This window comes from Pantoea sp. Ft-CA_14 (genome assembly GCF_024520875.1).
In the GTDB taxonomy this organism is placed as follows: Bacteria; Pseudomonadota; Gammaproteobacteria; order Enterobacterales; family Enterobacteriaceae; genus Pantoea; species Pantoea agglomerans.
In genome coordinates this window covers 253680-271341 of sequence record NZ_JALNPM010000004.1, presented here as the reverse complement: position 1 = coordinate 271341, position 17662 = coordinate 253680, and the positions used below count along the sequence as shown (strand labels likewise).

Below are 17662 nucleotides of genomic sequence, written 5' to 3'. Positions count from 1 at the left end.
CCAATGAATTAATCATTCGTTATGATAGTTAGTAATTTGAATAATTTATTCCTTTGCGGAGCCCGCCATGAAACTCGACCTCAGCCAGATGATCACCGAAGGCCGCAACCCGGCCAGCCAGAATATTGACGAACTCTCCACCGAAGCGATGCTTCGCGTCATCAATGATGAAGATAAAAAGGTAGCGCTGGCGGTTGAGGCCATCGTGCCGCAGATTGCCGCCGCCGTTGACGCCATCTGCGCCGCCTTCCAGGCCGGTGGACGACTGATCTATTGCGGCGCAGGCACCTCCGGTCGGCTGGGCATACTGGATGCCAGCGAATGCCCACCTACCTTTGGCACACCCCGCGAGCAGGTTATCGGCCTGATTGCAGGAGGCCATACCGCCATACTCCAGGCGGTAGAAAACGCGGAAGACAACCGGGAGCAGGGCGCGCAGGATCTGAAAGATATCCACTTCAGCCGCCACGATGTGCTGGTTGGCATTGCCGCCAGCGGTCGGACACCCTACGTACTGGGTGCGCTGGCATACGCGAACGAACTTGGCGCGACCACTGTATCGCTCACCTGTAATCCAGGCAGCGCCATGTCGCAGGTTGCCGCGATTGCGCTCACGCCGGTGGTCGGCCCCGAAGTGGTCACCGGGTCTTCCCGTATGAAAGCGGGCACGGCACAAAAACTGGTGCTCAACATGCTCACTACCGGGTCGATGATCCGCAGCGGAAAAGTGTACGGCAACCTGATGGTCGATGTGGAAGCCACCAATCAGAAACTGGTACAGCGTCAGGTTAACATCGTCATGCAGGCCACTGACTGTGATGAGGCGACGGCCAGCGCCGCGCTCACCGCCTGTGGCGGACACTGCAAAACCGCCATTCTGATGGTGCTGGCTGACCTGGCTGCCGATGAGGCGAAAGCGCTGCTCAGTCAGCATCAGGGCTTTATCCGTCAGGCTTTACAGGCAGCGGGAGCACGCTAATGGCCAGAATCACCGAGGCACTGTTGCGCGACATCCTGCAGGCGGTCGGTGGCGCGCAAAATATCGCGGCCTGTGGTCACTGCATGACGCGGCTCCGCCTGACGCTCAATCAGCCGGGAGAGAGTGATCTGGCACGGTTAAAAAGCCTGCCGGGTGTCTTAGGCGTTATCGACAGCGAGGCACAGTTGCAGATTGTGCTGGGGCCTGGCAAGGCGCAAACCGCCGCCGAGGGGATGCAGAACCTGCTGGCTCAGGGTGATACCGCGCTGGCACCGCAGGGCGAAACAGCGGAACTAAGCCTGCTTGCGGCGCAGCAGAAGCAGCAGCTAAAGGCGAAACAGACCAGCGGCGTGCATCAGTTCCTGTCGCGCTTCGCCACCATCTTCACTCCGCTGATTCCGGGCTTTATCGGCGCGGGGCTGCTGCTGGGATTTGCCACGCTGATTGAACAGAGTCTCCACCTCAATGCACCCGGTGACCACGCGCCCTGGCTGCTGCATACCGTGGCGTACATGAAAGTCTTCGGTAAAGGGTTGTTCACCTTTCTCAGCATCCTGATTGGCTACAACGCGCAAAAAGCGTTTGGCGGCAGCGGCGTCAATGGTGCAATTATCGCCTCGCTGTTTGTGCTCGGCTATGTGCCCACGGCCACCACCGGCTACTACAGCGGCATGGAAAACTTCTTTGGCCTGGCGATCGACCCGCGCGGCAACATTATTGGCGTGCTGATGGCGGCGATTATCGGGGCGTGGATTGAAAAACAGCTGCGCAAAATCATTCCCGATAATCTCGATATGATCCTCACCTCGCTGTTTACGCTGGTGATCACCGGCGCCATCACCTATCTGTTGATCATGCCGCTGGGCGGCGAACTGTTTAAAGGGATGTCGTGGCTGTTTATCCATCTCAATAACAATCCCTTTGGCTGTGCGCTGCTGGCCGGGCTGTTCCTGATCGCGGTGATGTTCGGCATCCATCAGGGCTTTATTCCGGTCTACTTTGCGCTGATGGAAACCCAAGGTTTTAACTCGCTCTTCCCGATTCTGGCGATGGCGGGAGCAGGCCAGGTCGGCGCATCACTGGCATTGTGGTGCAAAGCAGAAAAAGGGGCGCTGCTGCGGGCGCAGATCAAAGGCGCTATCGTACCGGGGCTGCTTGGCGTCGGTGAACCACTGATCTACGGCGTCACCTTGCCGCGCCTCAAGCCCTTTATCACCGCCTGTGGCGGCGGTGCGCTGGGCGGGTTCTTTATCGGGCTGGTGGCGTGGCTGGGTTTACCGGTCGGGATGAACACGGTATTCGGACCCTCCGGCCTGGTCACGCTGCCACTGATGACCTCCAGCCAGGGGATCTTCGCTGGCATGGCGGTCTATCTGGCTGGGCTGATGGTGGCCTGGATCGGCGGATTCCTGCTCACCTGGTGGTTTGGCACCCGTAATGTCGACCTCAGCTGACCCGCTGCCGGAATTCTCCAGTCCGGCTAACGGATGGATAATCAACCAAAAATGTGAAAGCCGCTACAAAGCGGCTTTATTATTGCCACTAATTTAACTTAAACGCTAAAGAGTAGGCAGAAGCATGCCGAAAACATAAAAAAAGGTAATCGTTATCTCTCAGCCCACAGTTTTCATGCCGACACTCAGACCGTCGCGTGCAGGACGTCGGGTCTCCAAGGACTTTTGATGCGTAACAACCAGCCTGTCTCTCAGCGTGAATATCTGTTCGACGATAATGCGACACTGATGTCGACCACCGATCTTAACAGCCACATCACCTACGCTAACGACGCGTTTATCGAGGCGAGCGGATTCACCGCCGACGAGATCAACGGCCAGCCGCATAACATGGTACGTCACCCCGATATGCCATCAGAAGCGTTTGCCGACATGTGGGCGACGCTGAAACAGGGTGAACCCTGGACGGCACTGGTCAAGAACCGCCGTAAAAATGGCGATCACTACTGGGTGCGGGCCAACGCCATTCCGGTAGTCCGCGACGGTAAAGTGCAGGGCTACATGTCGGTGCGCACCAAACCCACGGCAGAGGAAGTGCGTCAGACTGAGGTGCTCTATCAGGATTTTCGTGAAGGCCGCGCCAGAGGGCGACGTTTTCACAAAGGCCTGCTGGTTCGCAGCGGCTGGCGTCGTCCCGCCTCAATCCTGAAGACGCTGCCCCTTCGCTGGCGGATCCGCACAACGCTGCTGACGTTACTGCCCCTCTCGGTGGCGGGCGTCTGGGCGCTGGGCATGACGCCCGCGGCACTGGCAGGCTTTACCGCGGGAATGGCTGCGCTGCTTCTGCTCTGCAGCCTGTGGCTGGAGCAGCAGATTTCACGCCCTATTGAGCGGATGTGCAAACAGGCGCTGAGCGTGGCAACCGGTGCCAGCCATAAAGTGGAGCAGATGGACCGCGTTGATGAAGTGGGTGTGACGCTGCGCGCCATCGGTCAGCTCGGATTGATGTTCCGCTGGCTGGTGGATGATGTCAGCGGCCAGGCAATCAATGTGCTGAGCGCCAGCGACGCCATCGCCCGCAGCAACAACGAACTCAGCCGCCGTACCGAGCAGGCGGCTGCCAATGTGCAGCAGACTGCGGCCACCATGAACGAAATGACCGCCACGGTGAAGAGCAACACTGAAACTGCGCATGAGGCGAATACCCTCTCAGCCGGCACCAGCCACGCTGCCAGCAAAGGCGGCGAGGTGATGACCGAAATGATGGGCATGATGGGCGAAATTGCGGACAGTTCAAAGCGGATTGCCAATATTACCAGCGTTATCGACGGGATTGCGTTCCAGACCAATATCCTGGCACTGAACGCCGCCGTGGAAGCGGCGCGGGCCGGTGAGCAGGGCAAAGGCTTTGCGGTGGTCGCCGGAGAAGTGCGCAGCCTGGCGCAGCGCAGCGCCAAAGCCGCGAGCGAAATCAAAATGCTGGTTGAAACCAGCGCCAGCCGGGTCAACTCGGGCAATGAGCACGCCAGCGCGGCAGGCCGCACGATGCAGGATATCGTGTCGCAGGTGCAGAATGTCACCGCACTGATCGCCCAGATCAGCGCCGCCACGGCCGAACAGGCGACCGCGCTCAGCGAAGTCAGTTCAGCGGTGGAAGATCTTGATGATATCACCCACCAGAACGCCGCCCGCGTGACAGAAAGCGCCGAGGCTTCAGGTCGCATGACTCATCAGGCTAACCGTCTGGTCGAAGCGATCAGCGTCTTTCGTTAAGAGAAGAGATTAAGCGGCCCGGTTAAGAGGCCAGCACCTGCGTGCCGTCGCGTCCGGCACGCAGTGCGCCTGGTGACTGACCGACAATCCGTTTAAAGGCGCGACTGAATGCCGCAATCGAGCCGTAGCCAAGATGATAAGCCACGGCTTCCACCGCTTCACCGTTGTTCACAATCCGCTGCACCGCCAGCCGCATCCGCAACTCCGTCAGATAGCGCAGCGGCGTCATGCCGGTGGCATTGAGAAACCGTCCGGCAAACACTGAGCGCGAACAGCCTGCCACGCTGGCCAGCCGCGCCACCGTCCAGTTTTCTCCTGGCTCCCGATGCATCGCAGCAATCGCCTGACTCAGACGTGGATCGCGCATCGCCTGCACCAGCCCACTGCGCTCGCCGCAGCCGTTCTCTACCCAGCCGCGCACAATCAGCGCGGCAACCACGTCTGCCAGACGCGACAGAATACCGGCGAATCCCGCCTGGCGGGTGAGCGACTCCCGCTCCATCGCCGCCAGAATGGGCTGAATCTCCGGGTATTGCGACAGCAGAGTACTCACCAGCATCACATCGGGCATGGTATTGATCAGCGGCTGCATGCCGCCGAGCTCAAACGCCATGCAGGCGCTGAACAACAGCACACTGTGCTCGTCATCACAGGCATCTTCCGGTGCTGCAATGGCGCAGACGCTGTCGCAGAGCGGCTTGCTCGCCATGTTCTTAATACACTGGCAGCTCGCCTCCTCACTGGAGATCAGGCTGTGGGGTTTGCCGTGCGGCACCAGCAGCGCATCGCCGCTGTTGAGCTGAAACACCTCGCCGGAGGCGCTGCGCACCATCAGTGAGCCGCGTCCGACAAAGTGGAACTGCGCCCGGCCCGGCGCGTGATCATAACGCAGCCCAAACGGCGCGCTCACTGCGATACGCTGATAGTTCACGCCATAGAGGCGCATCCCCATCAGCAGTTCACTGGTCAGATCTCCATAATGGCTCATGTGATTCCAGACGAATTATCAAAAATGAAGGTGTAAGCATCATAGATCGTCCTGACGCGTCGCTCTATGCTCACACTCACTTTTTTTATCTTCCGGAGAAGCAGCATGAGTCTGACAACCGAAGTGGCTGATGAGGTTTCCTCGCCGACCCGTCCCGCGTGGGGCGCGGTATTTGCTATGGCATTTGGGGTGTTCAGCCTCATCACCGCCGAATTTTTACCCGTGAGTCTGCTGACGCCGATGGCCCACAGCCTCGGCGTATCCGAAGGCCAGGCGGGACAGACCGTCACCATCACCGCGCTGGTGGCGCTGTTTACCAGTCTGGTCACCGGCAGCGTCACGCGGCGCATCGACCGCCGCATCGTCATGCTGGTGTTTTCGCTGTTGCTGATCGCTTCGGCACTGATGGTGGCGTTTGCGGCTGACCTGACGGTGATCCTGCTGGCGCGGGTGCTGCTGGGTATGGCCATTGGCGGCTTCTGGACACTCTCAACCGCCATCACCATGCGCCTGGTTCCCACCGATCAGGTGCCGCGTGCGCTCTCTATCGTCTTCAGCGGTATCTCGCTGGCGACGATTATCGCTACGCCACTGGGCAGCTATCTCGGCGGACTGGTGGGCTGGCGCAACATCTTTATGCTGACTGCCGGACTGGGTGCGGTGGCGCTGCTGTGGCAGTTCTTTACCCTGCCCGCCATGCCGGCAGAGAACAAAGCCCGCAACGGCGGGGTGCTGGCGCTGCTGCGTATTGGTGTGATGCGCTGGGGAATGCTGGCGGTAATCATGATGTTTACCGGTCACTTCGCCTTCTTTACCTATCTGCGTCCATTTCTGGAAAGCGTTGCGCAGCTCAACCTCAATCAGCTGTCGCTGGTGCTGCTGGCCTTTGGTGTGGCGAACTTCTTTGGCACCTCGCTGGCCGGTTTCCTGGTCACCCGCAGCGTATCACTGACCCTGAGTGGCATGGCGCTGTTGATGAGTGTCACCGCGCTGCTGCTGGTGAGCTTTGGCGATGTCAGCTGGATGGTAGGCGCAGGCGTGGCGATCTGGGGTATGGCGTTTGGTTCGATGCCAACCGGCTGGTCAACCTGGATTTCGCGCGCGGTGCCGGATGATGCGGAGTCGGGCGGCGGTTTACTGGTTGCCACCATCCAGCTGGCGATTACTGTCGGCGCGGCGGCGGGCGGCTGGATGTTTGACCTGCGCGGCGCAGGCGGTGTGTTCGTTGCCAGCGGAGTGCTGATGCTGCTGGCCGCGCTGACCATCTTCACCCGGGTACGGCATCACGGTTAAATTCTCAAGGGCAGCAATATATGCTGCCTTTTTTAATGGGCGTAGATTATTAACCTTTTGAGTGATAACTGTGCGAAATGTGCTTTTTATCATCAATTTTACTGAACGAGTTAAGCAAAACCCTCCGCTTTTTACTGATCAACTTCCGGACTAATATATCTATCAACAAGGCAGCAAGCCTTACCTGATAAAAATTAACCGAGGAATTGACCATGAAATCTATCAAAACTTTTGCAGCTGTTATCGCGCTTTCTGTTCTGCCATTCGCCAGCTTCGCCCAATCTGTGACCGCCATCGACTCTACGCTGGATGGTGCTGAAGCGAAAATCGCTGCGCAGGCTCAGGAAGCTGGTGCTTCATATAAAATCACTGAAGCTTACACCAACAACGGCGTTCACATGACCGCTGAGCTGCTGAAATAAGTTAAGTTTTACCCTCTTGTGCTGACAGGACGCCTTTGGGCGTCCTGGCGGCGTTTATCCGCTAATAATCCTGTTCCTTTCCCCCCGAAATAATTATTATTCTCAAAAACAATTCTGCATCTGACTGCTGGTCAGCTGTTTCTGGTTGCAATGTCGGGCTTTCTTTTCACTGCGTCTGCAGTGGATTAACTATGGAGAAGTTATGAAAGCGATTACCAATACGTGCCGGACCCTGCGTCCGCTGTTACTGGCTACGGCCCTGTTCTCTGCCTCAGGATGGCTGGCGGTGCAGGCTGAAGATCTCAATCAGGCTGTGGGTAAAGGCGTCTATGAACTGGCAGTCAGCCCGAAAGATAACGCGCTGTTCGTGGCGACAGCGCAGAACAGCAGCGGTGACGGCGGCACAGTTTTCCGTCTCGACCCGGCTACGCTGGCGGTACAGCAGTCGATCAACACGGAGCTGAAATCGTTCGGCGCGGCGATCAACCCGCAAACCAACGTGCTCTACATCGGCAACACCGTAAACGGCTCGGTTACGGCCATTGACGCCAGCAGCGGCAAAGTGCTCAACACGCTGGTGCTGGATAGCCGTAAGCGCAGTGAGACCGTGCGCCCATTGCAGCCGCGTCAGGTGGCGGTTGATGCTAAAACTAACCGGGTTTATATCACCGGCCTGGGACCGCAAAGCGTGGTCTGGGTGGTGGATGGCAGCACGCTGAAACTTGTCAGTACCATCCCGAATACCGGTAAAATGGGCACCGGCCTGGCGGTAGATTCAGACGCGCAAAAGGTCTACGTCACCAACGGTGATGGTGAACTGGTGACGATCAATGCGCGCACCAATGCCATTGAGAAAAAGCAGAAGATTGACGGAGATAAAGAGCACTTCTTCCTGAACATCGCGCTGGATACGCGCGGTCAGCGCGCCTTCCTGACAGATTCAAAGCAGGCGCAGGTGCTGGTGGTTGATCTGCGTAATCAGCAGGTGATTCAGCGGATTGATGTGCCGGAATCGCTGGCGGTGCTGTTTAATGGTGAGCGCGATGAGCTTTATGTCACGCATCGTAAAGCGGGTGAAGTCAGCATCATCGATGCAAGCAGCTATAAGGTGAAGCGCACGGTAAAAACCCCGGCGTTGCCTAACAGTCTGGCACTCTCGGCAGACGGCAAGGTGCTTTATGTCAGCGTGAAACAGCCTGGCTCGCGTAAGGCGCCGCCAAAAAATCCTGACAGCGTGATGCGTATTGCACTGTAAGGCGTGACGTCCCGGACACTACTGTGTTGAAGCTGTTTTACATCCGGTCTTTGTAAACGAGAAAGCCACTCTGACGAGTGGCTTTTTTTATTTTCAAAGCCGGTTTGAGGTCTGGGATATCCTTTTGCCCTGGCGGCCTGCGAGACACTTGCCTTTATAGCGAACAGGCTATAGCATCATTTATAGCTTATTCGCTATAAGGATGTTGCGATGTGGGATGTGGATACAACCAAAAGATTTGATGAGTGGTTTAAGGCTCAGAGTGAGGAACTGAAGGAGGATATGCTCGCTGCGATAGTTATCCTGTCTGAGTATGGGCCGCATTTAGCGAGGCCGTTTGCTGATACCGTAGACGGCTCTGATTTTCCAAATATGAAAGAATTAAGAGTGCAGCATCAAGGCAAACCGATACGGGCCTTCTTTGCTTTTGATCCTTCTCGCCGCGGCATTGTGTTGTGTGCAGGCGATAAAACCGGGGTTAAGGAAAAGAAATTCTATAAAGACATGATCAAATTGGCAGATGCTGAATTCCGCAAATATTTGAATGGAGGGGATAATGGCTAATTTAAAAGAGCTGATGGCAAATCAAAGTCCGGAGAGTCGCGAACGCATTGCCAAAAAAGTCGATGCAATGCGGCAGGTTATCGCGCTACACATGTTGCGCGAAGAACTTAACCTGTCACAGACAGAGATGGCGCACGCAATGGGTGTGAAACAGCCAACTATCGCCAGAATGGAACAGGCTGATAATGATCCTCGCCTTTCTACGCTGAAGCGTTACGTTACGGCTCTGGGAGGCGAGATAAGTATCGATGTCAAATTGCCGACAGGCAAAAGAATAGCTTTTGATCTGTGATTAGAAGAGAGAAGCCACATTATCGTGGCTTCTCTCTTTCCAACCCGTTACACCTCTTCCGACGCTTCGCGCATCATCTCATCGTGCGGAACATCATCCAGAATCTGTTCAAAGCTGCGCAGACGCTTATAGATCGACATCAGTTCGATCAGCGTCGACCAGGAGGCGATCAGATACTGGAACGAGCCGCGCACCTGATCAAACACGTTGGTGATCTGGTTGAGTAAGCCCAGCGTGATGGTGCCCGCCACAATGGATGGAAACAGCAGGAACAGACCAAACACGTTATCAACCTGCAGATAGAGAATGCGGGTGATGTTGAAGTAGAGATAGTGAAAGTAGAGACGGAAGTAGTTAACCCGCACCCGACTGAACAACTCCTGAACCGTCTGCGGTGTGGCACGATCGGCATTGTCTTCGCCGTAGACCAGCTCTTTACGGTAGGCGGCTTCAACCCGCTGATTGCGGAACTCCAGTCCCGGCAGCTTAATCCCTACCAGCGCCAGCAAGCCAGTACCAAACACTGACCAGAGCACAGCGGCAATCACTAGTGCGTAAGGAATATTGCCGAGGATGGGAATATCTTTCACGTGATGGGAGAGCGCGACCAGCACCGGTAAAAACGCCACCAGCGTCATAATCGCCTGAATAAAACTGACACCCCAGTTTTCCAGCGTGGTCGCAAACCGCATGGTGTCTTCCTGCACACGCTGTGCGGCACCTTCGACATGACGCAGACGCTGCCAGTTGTGCATGTAGTAGTTATTCATGGCGCTACGCCAGCGGAAAACCCAGTGGCTGATAAAGAAGGAGTTGAGTACGCCAATCACCACCGCGATTAATGCGATGCCGAGAAAAGAGAAAACCTCATGGTAAAACTCCGCAATCTGCACCGACCCCGCTTTGGTTAACGCTTTCTGAATCAGATCATAAAACGGTCCATACCAGGCGTTAATGGCCACTCCGACCTGCACGCCAAACCAGGTAACAAAGATGATCAGCGCGGAGCCCCAGACTGACCAGCGTTGCCATGGATGCGCATCAATTAACCGCCAGGCCCCGGCAAAAATGGCTACCATGATCCAGTAATAGAGGTAGAACCAGAGCTGACTCACGGCGATAAAACGCGCTGCCGTCGTCGGCAGGGGCTGTTTCATTGCTGTTTCAAAGGTGGGCCAGATGCCGGGCAGATGCGCGGCAAAGCCGAACCAGGCAAAAATCGCTACTAAGCTCCAGACAGCCGCAGAGCTGAAAAACAGCGCTGGCCGCGGAAAAAAAGACTTAAACATAGGCACTCCGCTGTTGTGTGTTGCCTGTTATAACGTTTTTGACGGGTCGCTGTCTGTAGTCTGTTGTTTCTGCTAATGACAGGAGGGGGATAGATGTTAATGAAATTGTGCGGTTTTGTTTCCTGGAACTAAATCTTTGTGAATGGCAGTGTTACAATAGGTTGTTTGTTACCGGTAACAAACAGGCTCCTGGCCTGTATCTGCTGATAAAAACCATTACAACGCAACCACCTATTTTTTTCATACCGCCGGTCAGCGCGGGAATGAGGCAATGTCATGTCAGAACAAAAAAAGGGTCATTCACGCAGGGATTTTTTGCTGAAGACAATCACCCTGGCGCCTGCAATGGCGGTAGGTTCCACAGCGATGGGTGCTCTCTCCCTGCCGCTGGCCACACAGGCGGCTGAAACCCCGGCCACGCCACAGCAGGCGCGCGACTACCAGCCGAACTGGTTCACCGCCGAAGAGTTTGCTTTTATTACCGCCGCCGTGGCACGGCTTATCCCCAGCGATGAACGCGGGCCTGGTGCGCTGGAAGCGGGCGTGCCTGAGTTTATCGATCGTCAGATGAATACGCCGTATGCCACGGGGTCGAACTGGTATATGCAGGGGCCGTTTAACCCCGACCTGCCGAAAGAGCTGGGCTATCAGCTGCCGCTGGTGCCACAGCAGATCTACCGCCTCGGTCTGGCCGATGCCGATAATTACAGCAAAAAGCAGCACGGCAAGGTGTTCGCCCAGCTCAGTGGCGAGCAGCAGGATGCCTTACTGCAGGCGATGGAAAATGGCAGTGCTGAATTCAGCCAGCTGCCGGCAAAAGTCTTCTTTAGCTTCCTGTTGCAGAATACCCGTGAAGGCTTCTTCAGCGATCCTATACACGGCGGGAATCAGGGCATGGTCGGCTGGAAGCTGATTAACTTCCCTGGCGCACGCGCCGACTTTATGGACTGGGTAGAGCGCGGCGAACGTTATCCGTTCCCGTCAGTGTCGATTCGCGGGGAGAGAAGCTAAGCATGGCAAACGAAATGAAAAAAGTGGATGCGGTGATTGTCGGCTTCGGCTGGGCGGGTGCCATTATGGCGAAAGAGCTGACCGAAGCGGGCCTGAACGTGCTGGCGCTGGAGCGCGGACCGCATCGTGATACCTATCCTGATGGCTCCTATCCGCAGTCCATTGATGAGCTGACCTATAACGTCCGCAAAAAGCTTTTCCAGGATCTCTCCAAAAGCACCGTGACCATTCGTCATGATGCGTCGCAGACCGCAGTGCCCTATCGTCAGCTGGCGGCATTTCTGCCCGGCACCGGTACCGGTGGCGCGGGTCTTCACTGGTCCGGCGTCCATTTCCGTGTCGATCCGGTTGAGTTGCGGATGCGCAGCCATTACGAAGAGCGCTACGGCAAGAACTTCATTCCGGAAGGCATGACGATTCAGGATTTTGGCGTCAGCTACGATGAGCTGGAGCCGTTCTTCGACAAAGCGGAAAAAGTTTTTGGCACCTCAGGCAGCGCCTGGAGTATCAAAGGCAAAGTGGTCGGCAAAGATACAGGCGGCAACCCGTTTGCACCCGATCGCTCAGATAACTTTCCGCTGCCCGCGCAGAAGCGCACTTACTCGGCGCAGCTGTTTGCTCAGGCGGCAGAGTCGGTCGGCTATCACCCTTACGATCTGCCGTCCGCCAATACCTCGGGTCCGTATACCAACACCTACGGCGCACAGATGGGGCCGTGCAACTTCTGCGGTTACTGCAGCGGCTACGCCTGCTACATGTATTCCAAGGCGTCGCCTAACGTCAATATCCTGCCTGCGCTGCGTCAGGAGCCGAAGTTTGAGCTGCGCAATAACTCTTATGTGCTGCGGGTCAATCTCAGCGATGACAAAACGCGTGCGACCGGCGTGACCTATGTGGATGGGCAGGGCCGCGAGCAGATTCAGCCCGCTGACCTGGTGATCCTCTCCGCCTTCCAGTTCCACAATGTTCACCTGATGCTGCTGTCGGGCATCGGCAAACCCTACAACCCGATTACCAACGAAGGGACCGTAGGCCGCAACTTCGCCTATCAGAACCTCTCTACGCTGAAGGCGCTGTTTGATAAGAACACCACCACTAATCCGTTTATCGGTGCGGGTGGCGCAGGTGTTGCAGTTGATGATTTCAACGCGGATAACTTCGACCATGGGCCGCTGGGCTTTGTTGGTGGTTCGCCATTCTGGGTTAACCAGGCGGGCACCAAACCGATCTCCGGCCTGCCGGTGCCGGCGGGTACGCCCAACTGGGGCAGCAAATGGAAAGCGGCGGTGGCGGATACCTACACCCATCATCTGTCGATGGATGCGCACGGCGCCCACCAGTCTTATCGCGCCAACTACCTTGATCTCGATCCCAACTACAAAGATGCCTATGGACAGCCGCTGCTGCGCATGACCTTTGACTGGCAGGAGAACGACATCAAAATGGCGCAGTTCATGGTCGGCAAGATGCGCAATATCGCGGAAGCGATGAATCCGAAGATGATCATCGGCGGCGCGAAAAAGCCTGGCACCCATTTCGACTCCACGGTTTATCAGACTACCCACATCAGTGGCGGGGCGATCATGGGCGACGATCCAAAAACCAGTGCGGTTAACCGTTATCTGCAAAGCTGGGATGTACCGAATGTGTTTGTACCGGGCGCATCAGCTTTCCCGCAGGGGCTGGGCTACAACCCGACCGGCATGGTGGCGGCGCTGACCTACTGGTCAGCTAAAGCGATTCGCGAACACTACCTGAAAAACCCAGGCCCACTGGTGCAGGCATAAGGACATGGCGATGAAAAATGGCATTCTGGCTCTGATTCTTGGCTCCCTGACGTTCGCCGCCCTGGCGGAGAGCAGCCAGGACGATCTGGTTAAACGGGGTGAGTATCTGGCGCGAGCCGGTGACTGTGTGGCCTGCCACACCAGCAAAGGCGGCGCGGCCTTTGCCGGTGGTCTGCCGATGGCAACACCGATTGGCACCATCTATTCCACCAACATTACGCCCGATCCCGCGACTGGCATTGGCGAATACAGCTACGACGACTTCCAGAAAGCGGTGCGTCAGGGCGTGGCGAAAAATGGCGATACGCTCTATCCGGCGATGCCATATCCCTCTTATGCCGTGGTCAGCGATGAAGACATGAAGGCGCTTTACGCCTACTTCATGCATGGCGTCGCGCCGGTCGGGCAGCCAAACCGGGAGAGCGACATTCCCTGGCCGCTGTCGATGCGCTGGCCGCTGGCGATCTGGCGCGGGATTTTTGCGCCCGACGTGAAAGCGTTCCAGCCTGCAGCCCAGGAAGATCCGGTGCTGGCACGTGGTCGCTATCTGGTAGAAGGACTGGGTCACTGCGGGGCCTGTCACACGCCGCGCAGCATCACGATGCAGGAGAAGGCGCTGACCAACAATGAGGGCAGCGACTATCTGGCGGGCAGCAGCGCACCGATTGATGGCTGGACCGCCAGCAATCTGCGTGGTGACAACCGCGATGGACTGGGTCGCTGGAGCGAAGAGGACCTGCGTCAGTTCCTGCGCTATGGCCGCAACGATCAGACCGCTGCTTTTGGTGGCATGACCGACGTGGTGGAACACAGCCTGCAGCACCTGAGCGAGTCCGATATCACGGCGATTGCGCGCTATCTGAAGTCGCTGGGCGCGAAAGATCCGCATCAGGCAGCCTTCAGCGTCGATGACGCTACCGCCAAAGCGTTGTGGAAAGGTGACGACAGTGCGACGGGGGCAGCCACCTACGTCGACAGCTGTGCGGCGTGCCATAAAACCGATGGCAGCGGCTATAAACGTTTCTATCCGGCGCTGCGCGGTAATCCGGTGGTGCTGGCGGACGATCCGACCTCACTGATCCATATCGTGCTGGTGGGCGGACAGTTGCCTGGCGTTAATGGCGCGCCGTCGACCATTACCATGCCAGCATTTGGCTGGCGTCTTGACGATCAGCAGGTGGCGGACGTGGTGAACTTCGTGCGTAACAGCTGGGGCAACAAGGCGTCGGAGCCGGTCAGCGCGAAACAGGTCGCTGAGCTGCGTAAAGATGAGAAAGATCGGCTGGGCAGTGCAGATATCCGGGTACTGGAAGGCAAATAATCGGCAGTAAAAAAGGCCGTCATCATCAGGATGACGGCCTTTTCTTTTAGATATTCTCCAGATCGATACCGCGCGTTTTCGGCCCGTAAATCCCTACCGACAGCATCACCATCACCATGCTCAGCACGATAAAGGTAATCACACCTGGCGTACCGGCATACTGCAGGATCACCCCAATCAAAATACTGCTGAATACCGTAGAGAGACGGCTGAAGGAGTAGCAGAAGCCGACCGCCCGTGCCCGAATATGGGTCGGGAAAATCTCGGTCTGATAGGCGTGAAAACTGAAAGTCAGCCAGGCGTTGGACCAGGTGATCAGGAAGCCGCAGAGAATCAGCAACACCGGCTGCGTCTGGAAGGCGAACAGCGTGCCGAACACCACCGTCATCAGCGACGACAGGACGATCTGCCACTTATTTTCCAGCTTATCGGCGTAGCGGCTACAGATCAGCGATCCCAGCGGATAGGCGAGCGTGATGAAGAAGGCATAAAGCAAACTGTGCGTCACCGTGGCACCGCGGCCTGACAGCAGCGCAGGCAGCCAGTTACCAAAGCCGAAAAAGCCGATCGCCTGGAAAAAATTCATCACCACCAGCATCAGGGTGCGCTTGCGGTAAGCGGGTGACCAGATCTCGCTGAAGCGCCCCCGTTTTGGCAGCTGCGCCGCGGCGTCATCGGCTGAAAAAGCGGGGCCGGCCGCGATGCCGCAGCGTTGCTCCATCGTGGACAGCACCTGATGCGCCTCCTGATGACGACCCTGCTGCGCCAGCCAGCGCGCCGACTCCGGCAGGTTCCTGCGCACCAGCCAGATCACCAGCGAGCAGACCGCGCCCGCAATGACCACCCAGCGCCAGCCTTCAAGGCTGAACAGCGTTTGCGGAATCAGCCACCACGACATCAGTGCCACGACCGGCACCGATAAAAACTGCACGAAAAAGGAGAAGGCAAAGGCGCGGCTGCGCAGATGGGTCGGCACCCATTCCGACAGATAGGTGTCGATGGTCACCAGCTCGACGCCCAGCCCGATCCCTACCAGAAAGCGGAACAGAATAATCATCTCCGCGCTCTGCTGGAACGCCATCAGCAGCGAAAACAGTCCGTACCACAGCAGCGCGCACATAAAGGTGAGACGGCGACCAAAGCGGTCAGCGTAGGGCGCCAGCAGGCTGGCACCAAAAAACAGACCGAGAAAAGTGGCTGAGGCGAAGGCCGCCTGATCGGAGAAGCCCAGCACGCCTGCCGCACCCGTGTGAAATACGCCCGCTGACAGCAGGCCGGTACTGATGTAGCCGGTTTCAAACAGGTCATAAAGCTCAAAAAAGCCGCCCAGCGCCAGCAGCGTAATAAAGCGCCACAATCCGGCGGAGGAGGGCAGCGCATCAACACGAGCGGCTAAGCTGTTACGGGCCACCGATGAAGCGTTCATCGGTGGCAGGCTGGTGGAGGAGGTGGTCATGTCAGCGTGAACCTCAGGCAGTGTGGAGACGACTCGCAGCCGGTCGGAGGCTTATTAAAATAGTTAACCGTTAGCAAGCGAAGAAATAGCAGAATAGTCAATTCATCCGCCGTTGCCGAGAGGGTCGTTGCTGACTATTTAGCAACGTACGTTGCAGGTTTTGCCATCCGTGGCACTCAGCTTTACGGCAGCTTCGGCCAGACGCCTGGCCCGATCGGCAGACCCAGCAGATACCACACCAGCAGCAGCGCTATCCAGCTGATAAAGAACACCAGCGGATAGGGGAAGATCAGCACGTAATAGGTGCCGAGCTGCGCATCTTTCTGGTAACGCTGCAAAAAGGCGAGAAACAGCGGCAGAAACGGCGACATCGGTGCCAGCGGCAGCACGGCGGAGTCGGCGATGCGGAAAATCATCTGGGCAAAGGCGGGATGGAAGCCGAGCAGCATAAACATCGGCACAAAGACCGGCGCCAGAATCGACCAGATGGCTGAGCCGCTGGCGATAAACATGCAGAGAAACGCCGACAGGAACATCAGGCCGAGAAAAGCGGGCGCGCCGCTGACGCCTGCGCTCTCCAGCACATCGGTCAGCCCGATCGCCATGAATTTTCCCATGTTGCTCCAGTTGAAGAACGCCACGAACTGCGACAGCGGAAACACCATCACGATAAAACCCGCCATGCCCTTCATCGGATCGACCAGCAGCTGCGGGATATCATCCGGACGGCGGATCTGTCGGGTGACCACGCCATAAGCAATCGCCACCACAAAGAAGAACAGAATGATGATCGGCACAATGCCCTGAATAAAAGGCGAGGGAATAATGGCGCCGGTGGCGGGATTGCGCAGCGGTGCATTTTCCGGCACCACCAGCAGCGCCATCAGGGCGATAAACAGCAGCGCGGCGATCCCGGCAGCCCGCAGACCGCGGTTTTCAAGCGGCGTCAGCGCCGCCAGCTTCTCGCCGTTGCCCTGCCACTTTGGCAGTCGCGGCTCGACAAATTTATCGGTCAGCAGCGCGCCCACAATCGTCAGCACAATCACCGACGTGGCCATAAAGAACCAGTTATCGATGACGCTGACATGCACCGTGTCGCTGACCGCTTTAGCCGCTTCAGTGCTGATGCCCGAGAGCAGCACATCGGTGGTGACAATCAGCAGGTTGGCGGTAAAGCCGGAGGCCACACCGGCAATGGCGGCCAGCAGGCCCGCCACCGGATGACGGCCCACCGCCAGAAAGATCAGTGCGCCCAGCGGCGGCATCACTACCAGCGCGGCATCCGAGGAGATATGGCTGAAAAAGGCGATAAACAGCACCATGTAGCTGGCATAACGGCGGCTGACGCGTGACGCCATCTTCACCATCAGCGACTGGAGCAGGCCGACCTTTTCCGCCAGTCCGGCACCAATCACCAGCGCCAGAATCGATCCCAGCGGGGTAAAGCTGCTGAAATTTTTGATGATATTTGGCAGGATCCACTGAATGCCTGCGACGCTCAGCAGGTTATTCACCCGCACGATTTCGCCGTTGCTCGGGTTCTTCACCGCCAGATCCAGCGCGCTGATAATGGCGGTCGCCACCATCAGCACCACGATCAGATAGACAAACAGTAAAAACGGGTTGGGGACTTTATTCCCCGCGCGCTCGATCCAGCTGAAGAGCCGGCCAGGACTGCGGTTCTCGGATGTTGCTTCCATGGTATTGGTTCTCGTCTTGTGTCCCTTTTATCGGCGGTAGCAAGGCCTGACGCCGGTCGCGTTGTGCGACAGGCGGTG

Annotated in this window: 15 protein-coding genes; 11 read left to right on the top strand and 4 right to left on the bottom strand. The window is 57.3% G+C overall.

Going from position 1 to position 17662, the window contains the following annotated elements:
* Positions 1-67 precede the first annotated feature (67 nt).
* From murQ to NR195_RS09095, 3 genes are all read left to right on the top strand, one after another.
* Positions 68-979, top strand: a complete 912-nt coding sequence (murQ, locus tag NR195_RS09105) for an N-acetylmuramic acid 6-phosphate etherase (protein WP_010252133.1) — start codon at positions 68-70, stop codon at positions 977-979.
* Positions 979-2433: a PTS N-acetylmuramic acid transporter subunit IIBC gene (gene murP / locus NR195_RS09100; protein WP_163637655.1), complete on the top strand. Its 1455-nt coding sequence runs from the start codon at positions 979-981 to the stop codon at positions 2431-2433. The genes murQ and murP overlap by 1 nt, the downstream gene beginning before the upstream one ends.
* 228 nt (positions 2434-2661) lie before the next feature.
* Positions 2662-4206 carry a PAS domain-containing methyl-accepting chemotaxis protein gene (locus tag NR195_RS09095; protein WP_010252127.1) on the top strand — a complete coding sequence of 515 codons (1545 nt, stop codon included), beginning with the start codon at positions 2662-2664 and terminating at the stop codon, positions 4204-4206.
* Positions 4207-4228: 22 nt separating this feature from the next.
* Here NR195_RS09095 and NR195_RS09090 read toward each other — a convergent pair whose 3' ends face one another.
* Entirely contained in the window at positions 4229-5194 is a 966-nt protein-coding gene (locus NR195_RS09090) for an AraC family transcriptional regulator (RefSeq protein ID WP_256844433.1), read from the bottom strand.
* A gap of 105 nt (positions 5195-5299) precedes the next feature.
* Between NR195_RS09090 and NR195_RS09085 the strand changes: the two genes are divergently transcribed.
* From NR195_RS09085 to NR195_RS09065, 5 genes are all read left to right on the top strand, one after another.
* The gene (locus NR195_RS09085; RefSeq protein ID WP_010252123.1) at positions 5300-6487 is read left to right on the top strand and encodes an MFS transporter; all 1188 of its coding nucleotides are present in this window, start codon (positions 5300-5302) and stop codon (positions 6485-6487) included.
* Between the two features lie 212 nt (positions 6488-6699).
* Complete coding sequence (locus tag NR195_RS09080; protein WP_009092571.1) at positions 6700-6909, top strand: DUF1471 domain-containing protein; 210 nt, start codon at positions 6700-6702, stop codon at positions 6907-6909.
* Positions 6910-7111: 202 nt separating this feature from the next.
* Positions 7112-8164, top strand: coding sequence for a YncE family protein (locus tag NR195_RS09075; protein WP_061901847.1), 1053 nt, complete (start codon positions 7112-7114; stop codon positions 8162-8164).
* Positions 8165-8374: 210 nt separating this feature from the next.
* Positions 8375-8728 (top strand): type II toxin-antitoxin system RelE/ParE family toxin, encoded by a 354-nt coding sequence (locus NR195_RS09070; protein ID WP_022625232.1) that lies wholly within the window; start codon positions 8375-8377, stop codon positions 8726-8728.
* Positions 8721-9020 (top strand): helix-turn-helix domain-containing protein, encoded by a 300-nt coding sequence (locus NR195_RS09065; protein ID WP_022625233.1) that lies wholly within the window; start codon positions 8721-8723, stop codon positions 9018-9020. Before NR195_RS09070 ends, NR195_RS09065 begins: the two co-directional genes overlap by 8 nt.
* A 47-nt stretch (positions 9021-9067) precedes the next feature.
* Here NR195_RS09065 and sbmA read toward each other — a convergent pair whose 3' ends face one another.
* Positions 9068-10309, bottom strand: coding sequence for a peptide antibiotic transporter SbmA (gene sbmA / locus NR195_RS09060; protein ID WP_010672044.1), 1242 nt, complete (start codon positions 10307-10309; stop codon positions 9068-9070).
* 276 nt (positions 10310-10585) lie between these two features.
* On the opposite strand from sbmA, the gene NR195_RS09055 reads away from it, so the two are divergent.
* Genes NR195_RS09055 through NR195_RS09045 form a run of 3 tightly spaced genes read left to right on the top strand, consistent with a single transcriptional unit; the run spans position 10586 to position 14428 of the window.
* Entirely contained in the window at positions 10586-11320 is a 735-nt protein-coding gene (locus NR195_RS09055) for a gluconate 2-dehydrogenase subunit 3 family protein (protein ID WP_010672043.1), read from the top strand.
* Between the two features lie 2 nt (positions 11321-11322).
* Positions 11323-13107: a GMC family oxidoreductase gene (locus NR195_RS09050; protein ID WP_010252112.1), complete on the top strand. Its 1785-nt coding sequence runs from the start codon at positions 11323-11325 to the stop codon at positions 13105-13107.
* A gap of 10 nt (positions 13108-13117) precedes the next feature.
* Positions 13118-14428, top strand: a complete 1311-nt coding sequence (locus NR195_RS09045; RefSeq protein ID WP_033780611.1) for a cytochrome c — start codon at positions 13118-13120, stop codon at positions 14426-14428.
* Positions 14429-14474: 46 nt separating this feature from the next.
* Here NR195_RS09045 and NR195_RS09040 read toward each other — a convergent pair whose 3' ends face one another.
* Complete coding sequence (locus tag NR195_RS09040; protein WP_256844432.1) at positions 14475-15884, bottom strand: MFS transporter; 1410 nt, start codon at positions 15882-15884, stop codon at positions 14475-14477.
* A 182-nt stretch (positions 15885-16066) separates the two neighbouring features.
* Positions 16067-17584, bottom strand: a complete 1518-nt coding sequence (gene abgT / locus NR195_RS09035) for a p-aminobenzoyl-glutamate transporter (protein WP_256844431.1) — start codon at positions 17582-17584, stop codon at positions 16067-16069.
* Positions 17585-17662 lie beyond the last annotated feature (78 nt).

Excerpts from the sequence above, each read along its gene's own strand:
- murQ (WP_010252133.1), top strand. The coding sequence starts at position 68 with ATGAAACTCGACCTCAGCCAGATGATCACCGAAGGCCGCAACCCGGCC.
- murP (WP_163637655.1), top strand. The coding sequence starts at position 979 with ATGGCCAGAATCACCGAGGCACTGTTGCGCGACATCCTGCAGGCGGTC.
- NR195_RS09095 (WP_010252127.1), top strand. The coding sequence starts at position 2,662 with ATGCGTAACAACCAGCCTGTCTCTCAGCGTGAATATCTGTTCGACGAT.
- NR195_RS09090 (WP_256844433.1), bottom strand. The coding sequence starts at position 5,194 with ATGAGCCATTATGGAGATCTGACCAGTGAACTGCTGATGGGGATGCGC.
- NR195_RS09085 (WP_010252123.1), top strand. The coding sequence starts at position 5,300 with ATGAGTCTGACAACCGAAGTGGCTGATGAGGTTTCCTCGCCGACCCGT.
- NR195_RS09080 (WP_009092571.1), top strand. The coding sequence starts at position 6,700 with ATGAAATCTATCAAAACTTTTGCAGCTGTTATCGCGCTTTCTGTTCTG.
- NR195_RS09075 (WP_061901847.1), top strand. The coding sequence starts at position 7,112 with ATGAAAGCGATTACCAATACGTGCCGGACCCTGCGTCCGCTGTTACTG.
- NR195_RS09070 (WP_022625232.1), top strand. The coding sequence starts at position 8,375 with ATGTGGGATGTGGATACAACCAAAAGATTTGATGAGTGGTTTAAGGCT.
- NR195_RS09065 (WP_022625233.1), top strand. The coding sequence starts at position 8,721 with ATGGCTAATTTAAAAGAGCTGATGGCAAATCAAAGTCCGGAGAGTCGC.
- sbmA (WP_010672044.1), bottom strand. The coding sequence starts at position 10,309 with ATGTTTAAGTCTTTTTTTCCGCGGCCAGCGCTGTTTTTCAGCTCTGCG.
- NR195_RS09055 (WP_010672043.1), top strand. The coding sequence starts at position 10,586 with ATGTCAGAACAAAAAAAGGGTCATTCACGCAGGGATTTTTTGCTGAAG.
- NR195_RS09050 (WP_010252112.1), top strand. The coding sequence starts at position 11,323 with ATGGCAAACGAAATGAAAAAAGTGGATGCGGTGATTGTCGGCTTCGGC.
- NR195_RS09045 (WP_033780611.1), top strand. The coding sequence starts at position 13,118 with ATGAAAAATGGCATTCTGGCTCTGATTCTTGGCTCCCTGACGTTCGCC.
- NR195_RS09040 (WP_256844432.1), bottom strand. The coding sequence starts at position 15,884 with ATGACCACCTCCTCCACCAGCCTGCCACCGATGAACGCTTCATCGGTG.
- abgT (WP_256844431.1), bottom strand. The coding sequence starts at position 17,584 with ATGGAAGCAACATCCGAGAACCGCAGTCCTGGCCGGCTCTTCAGCTGG.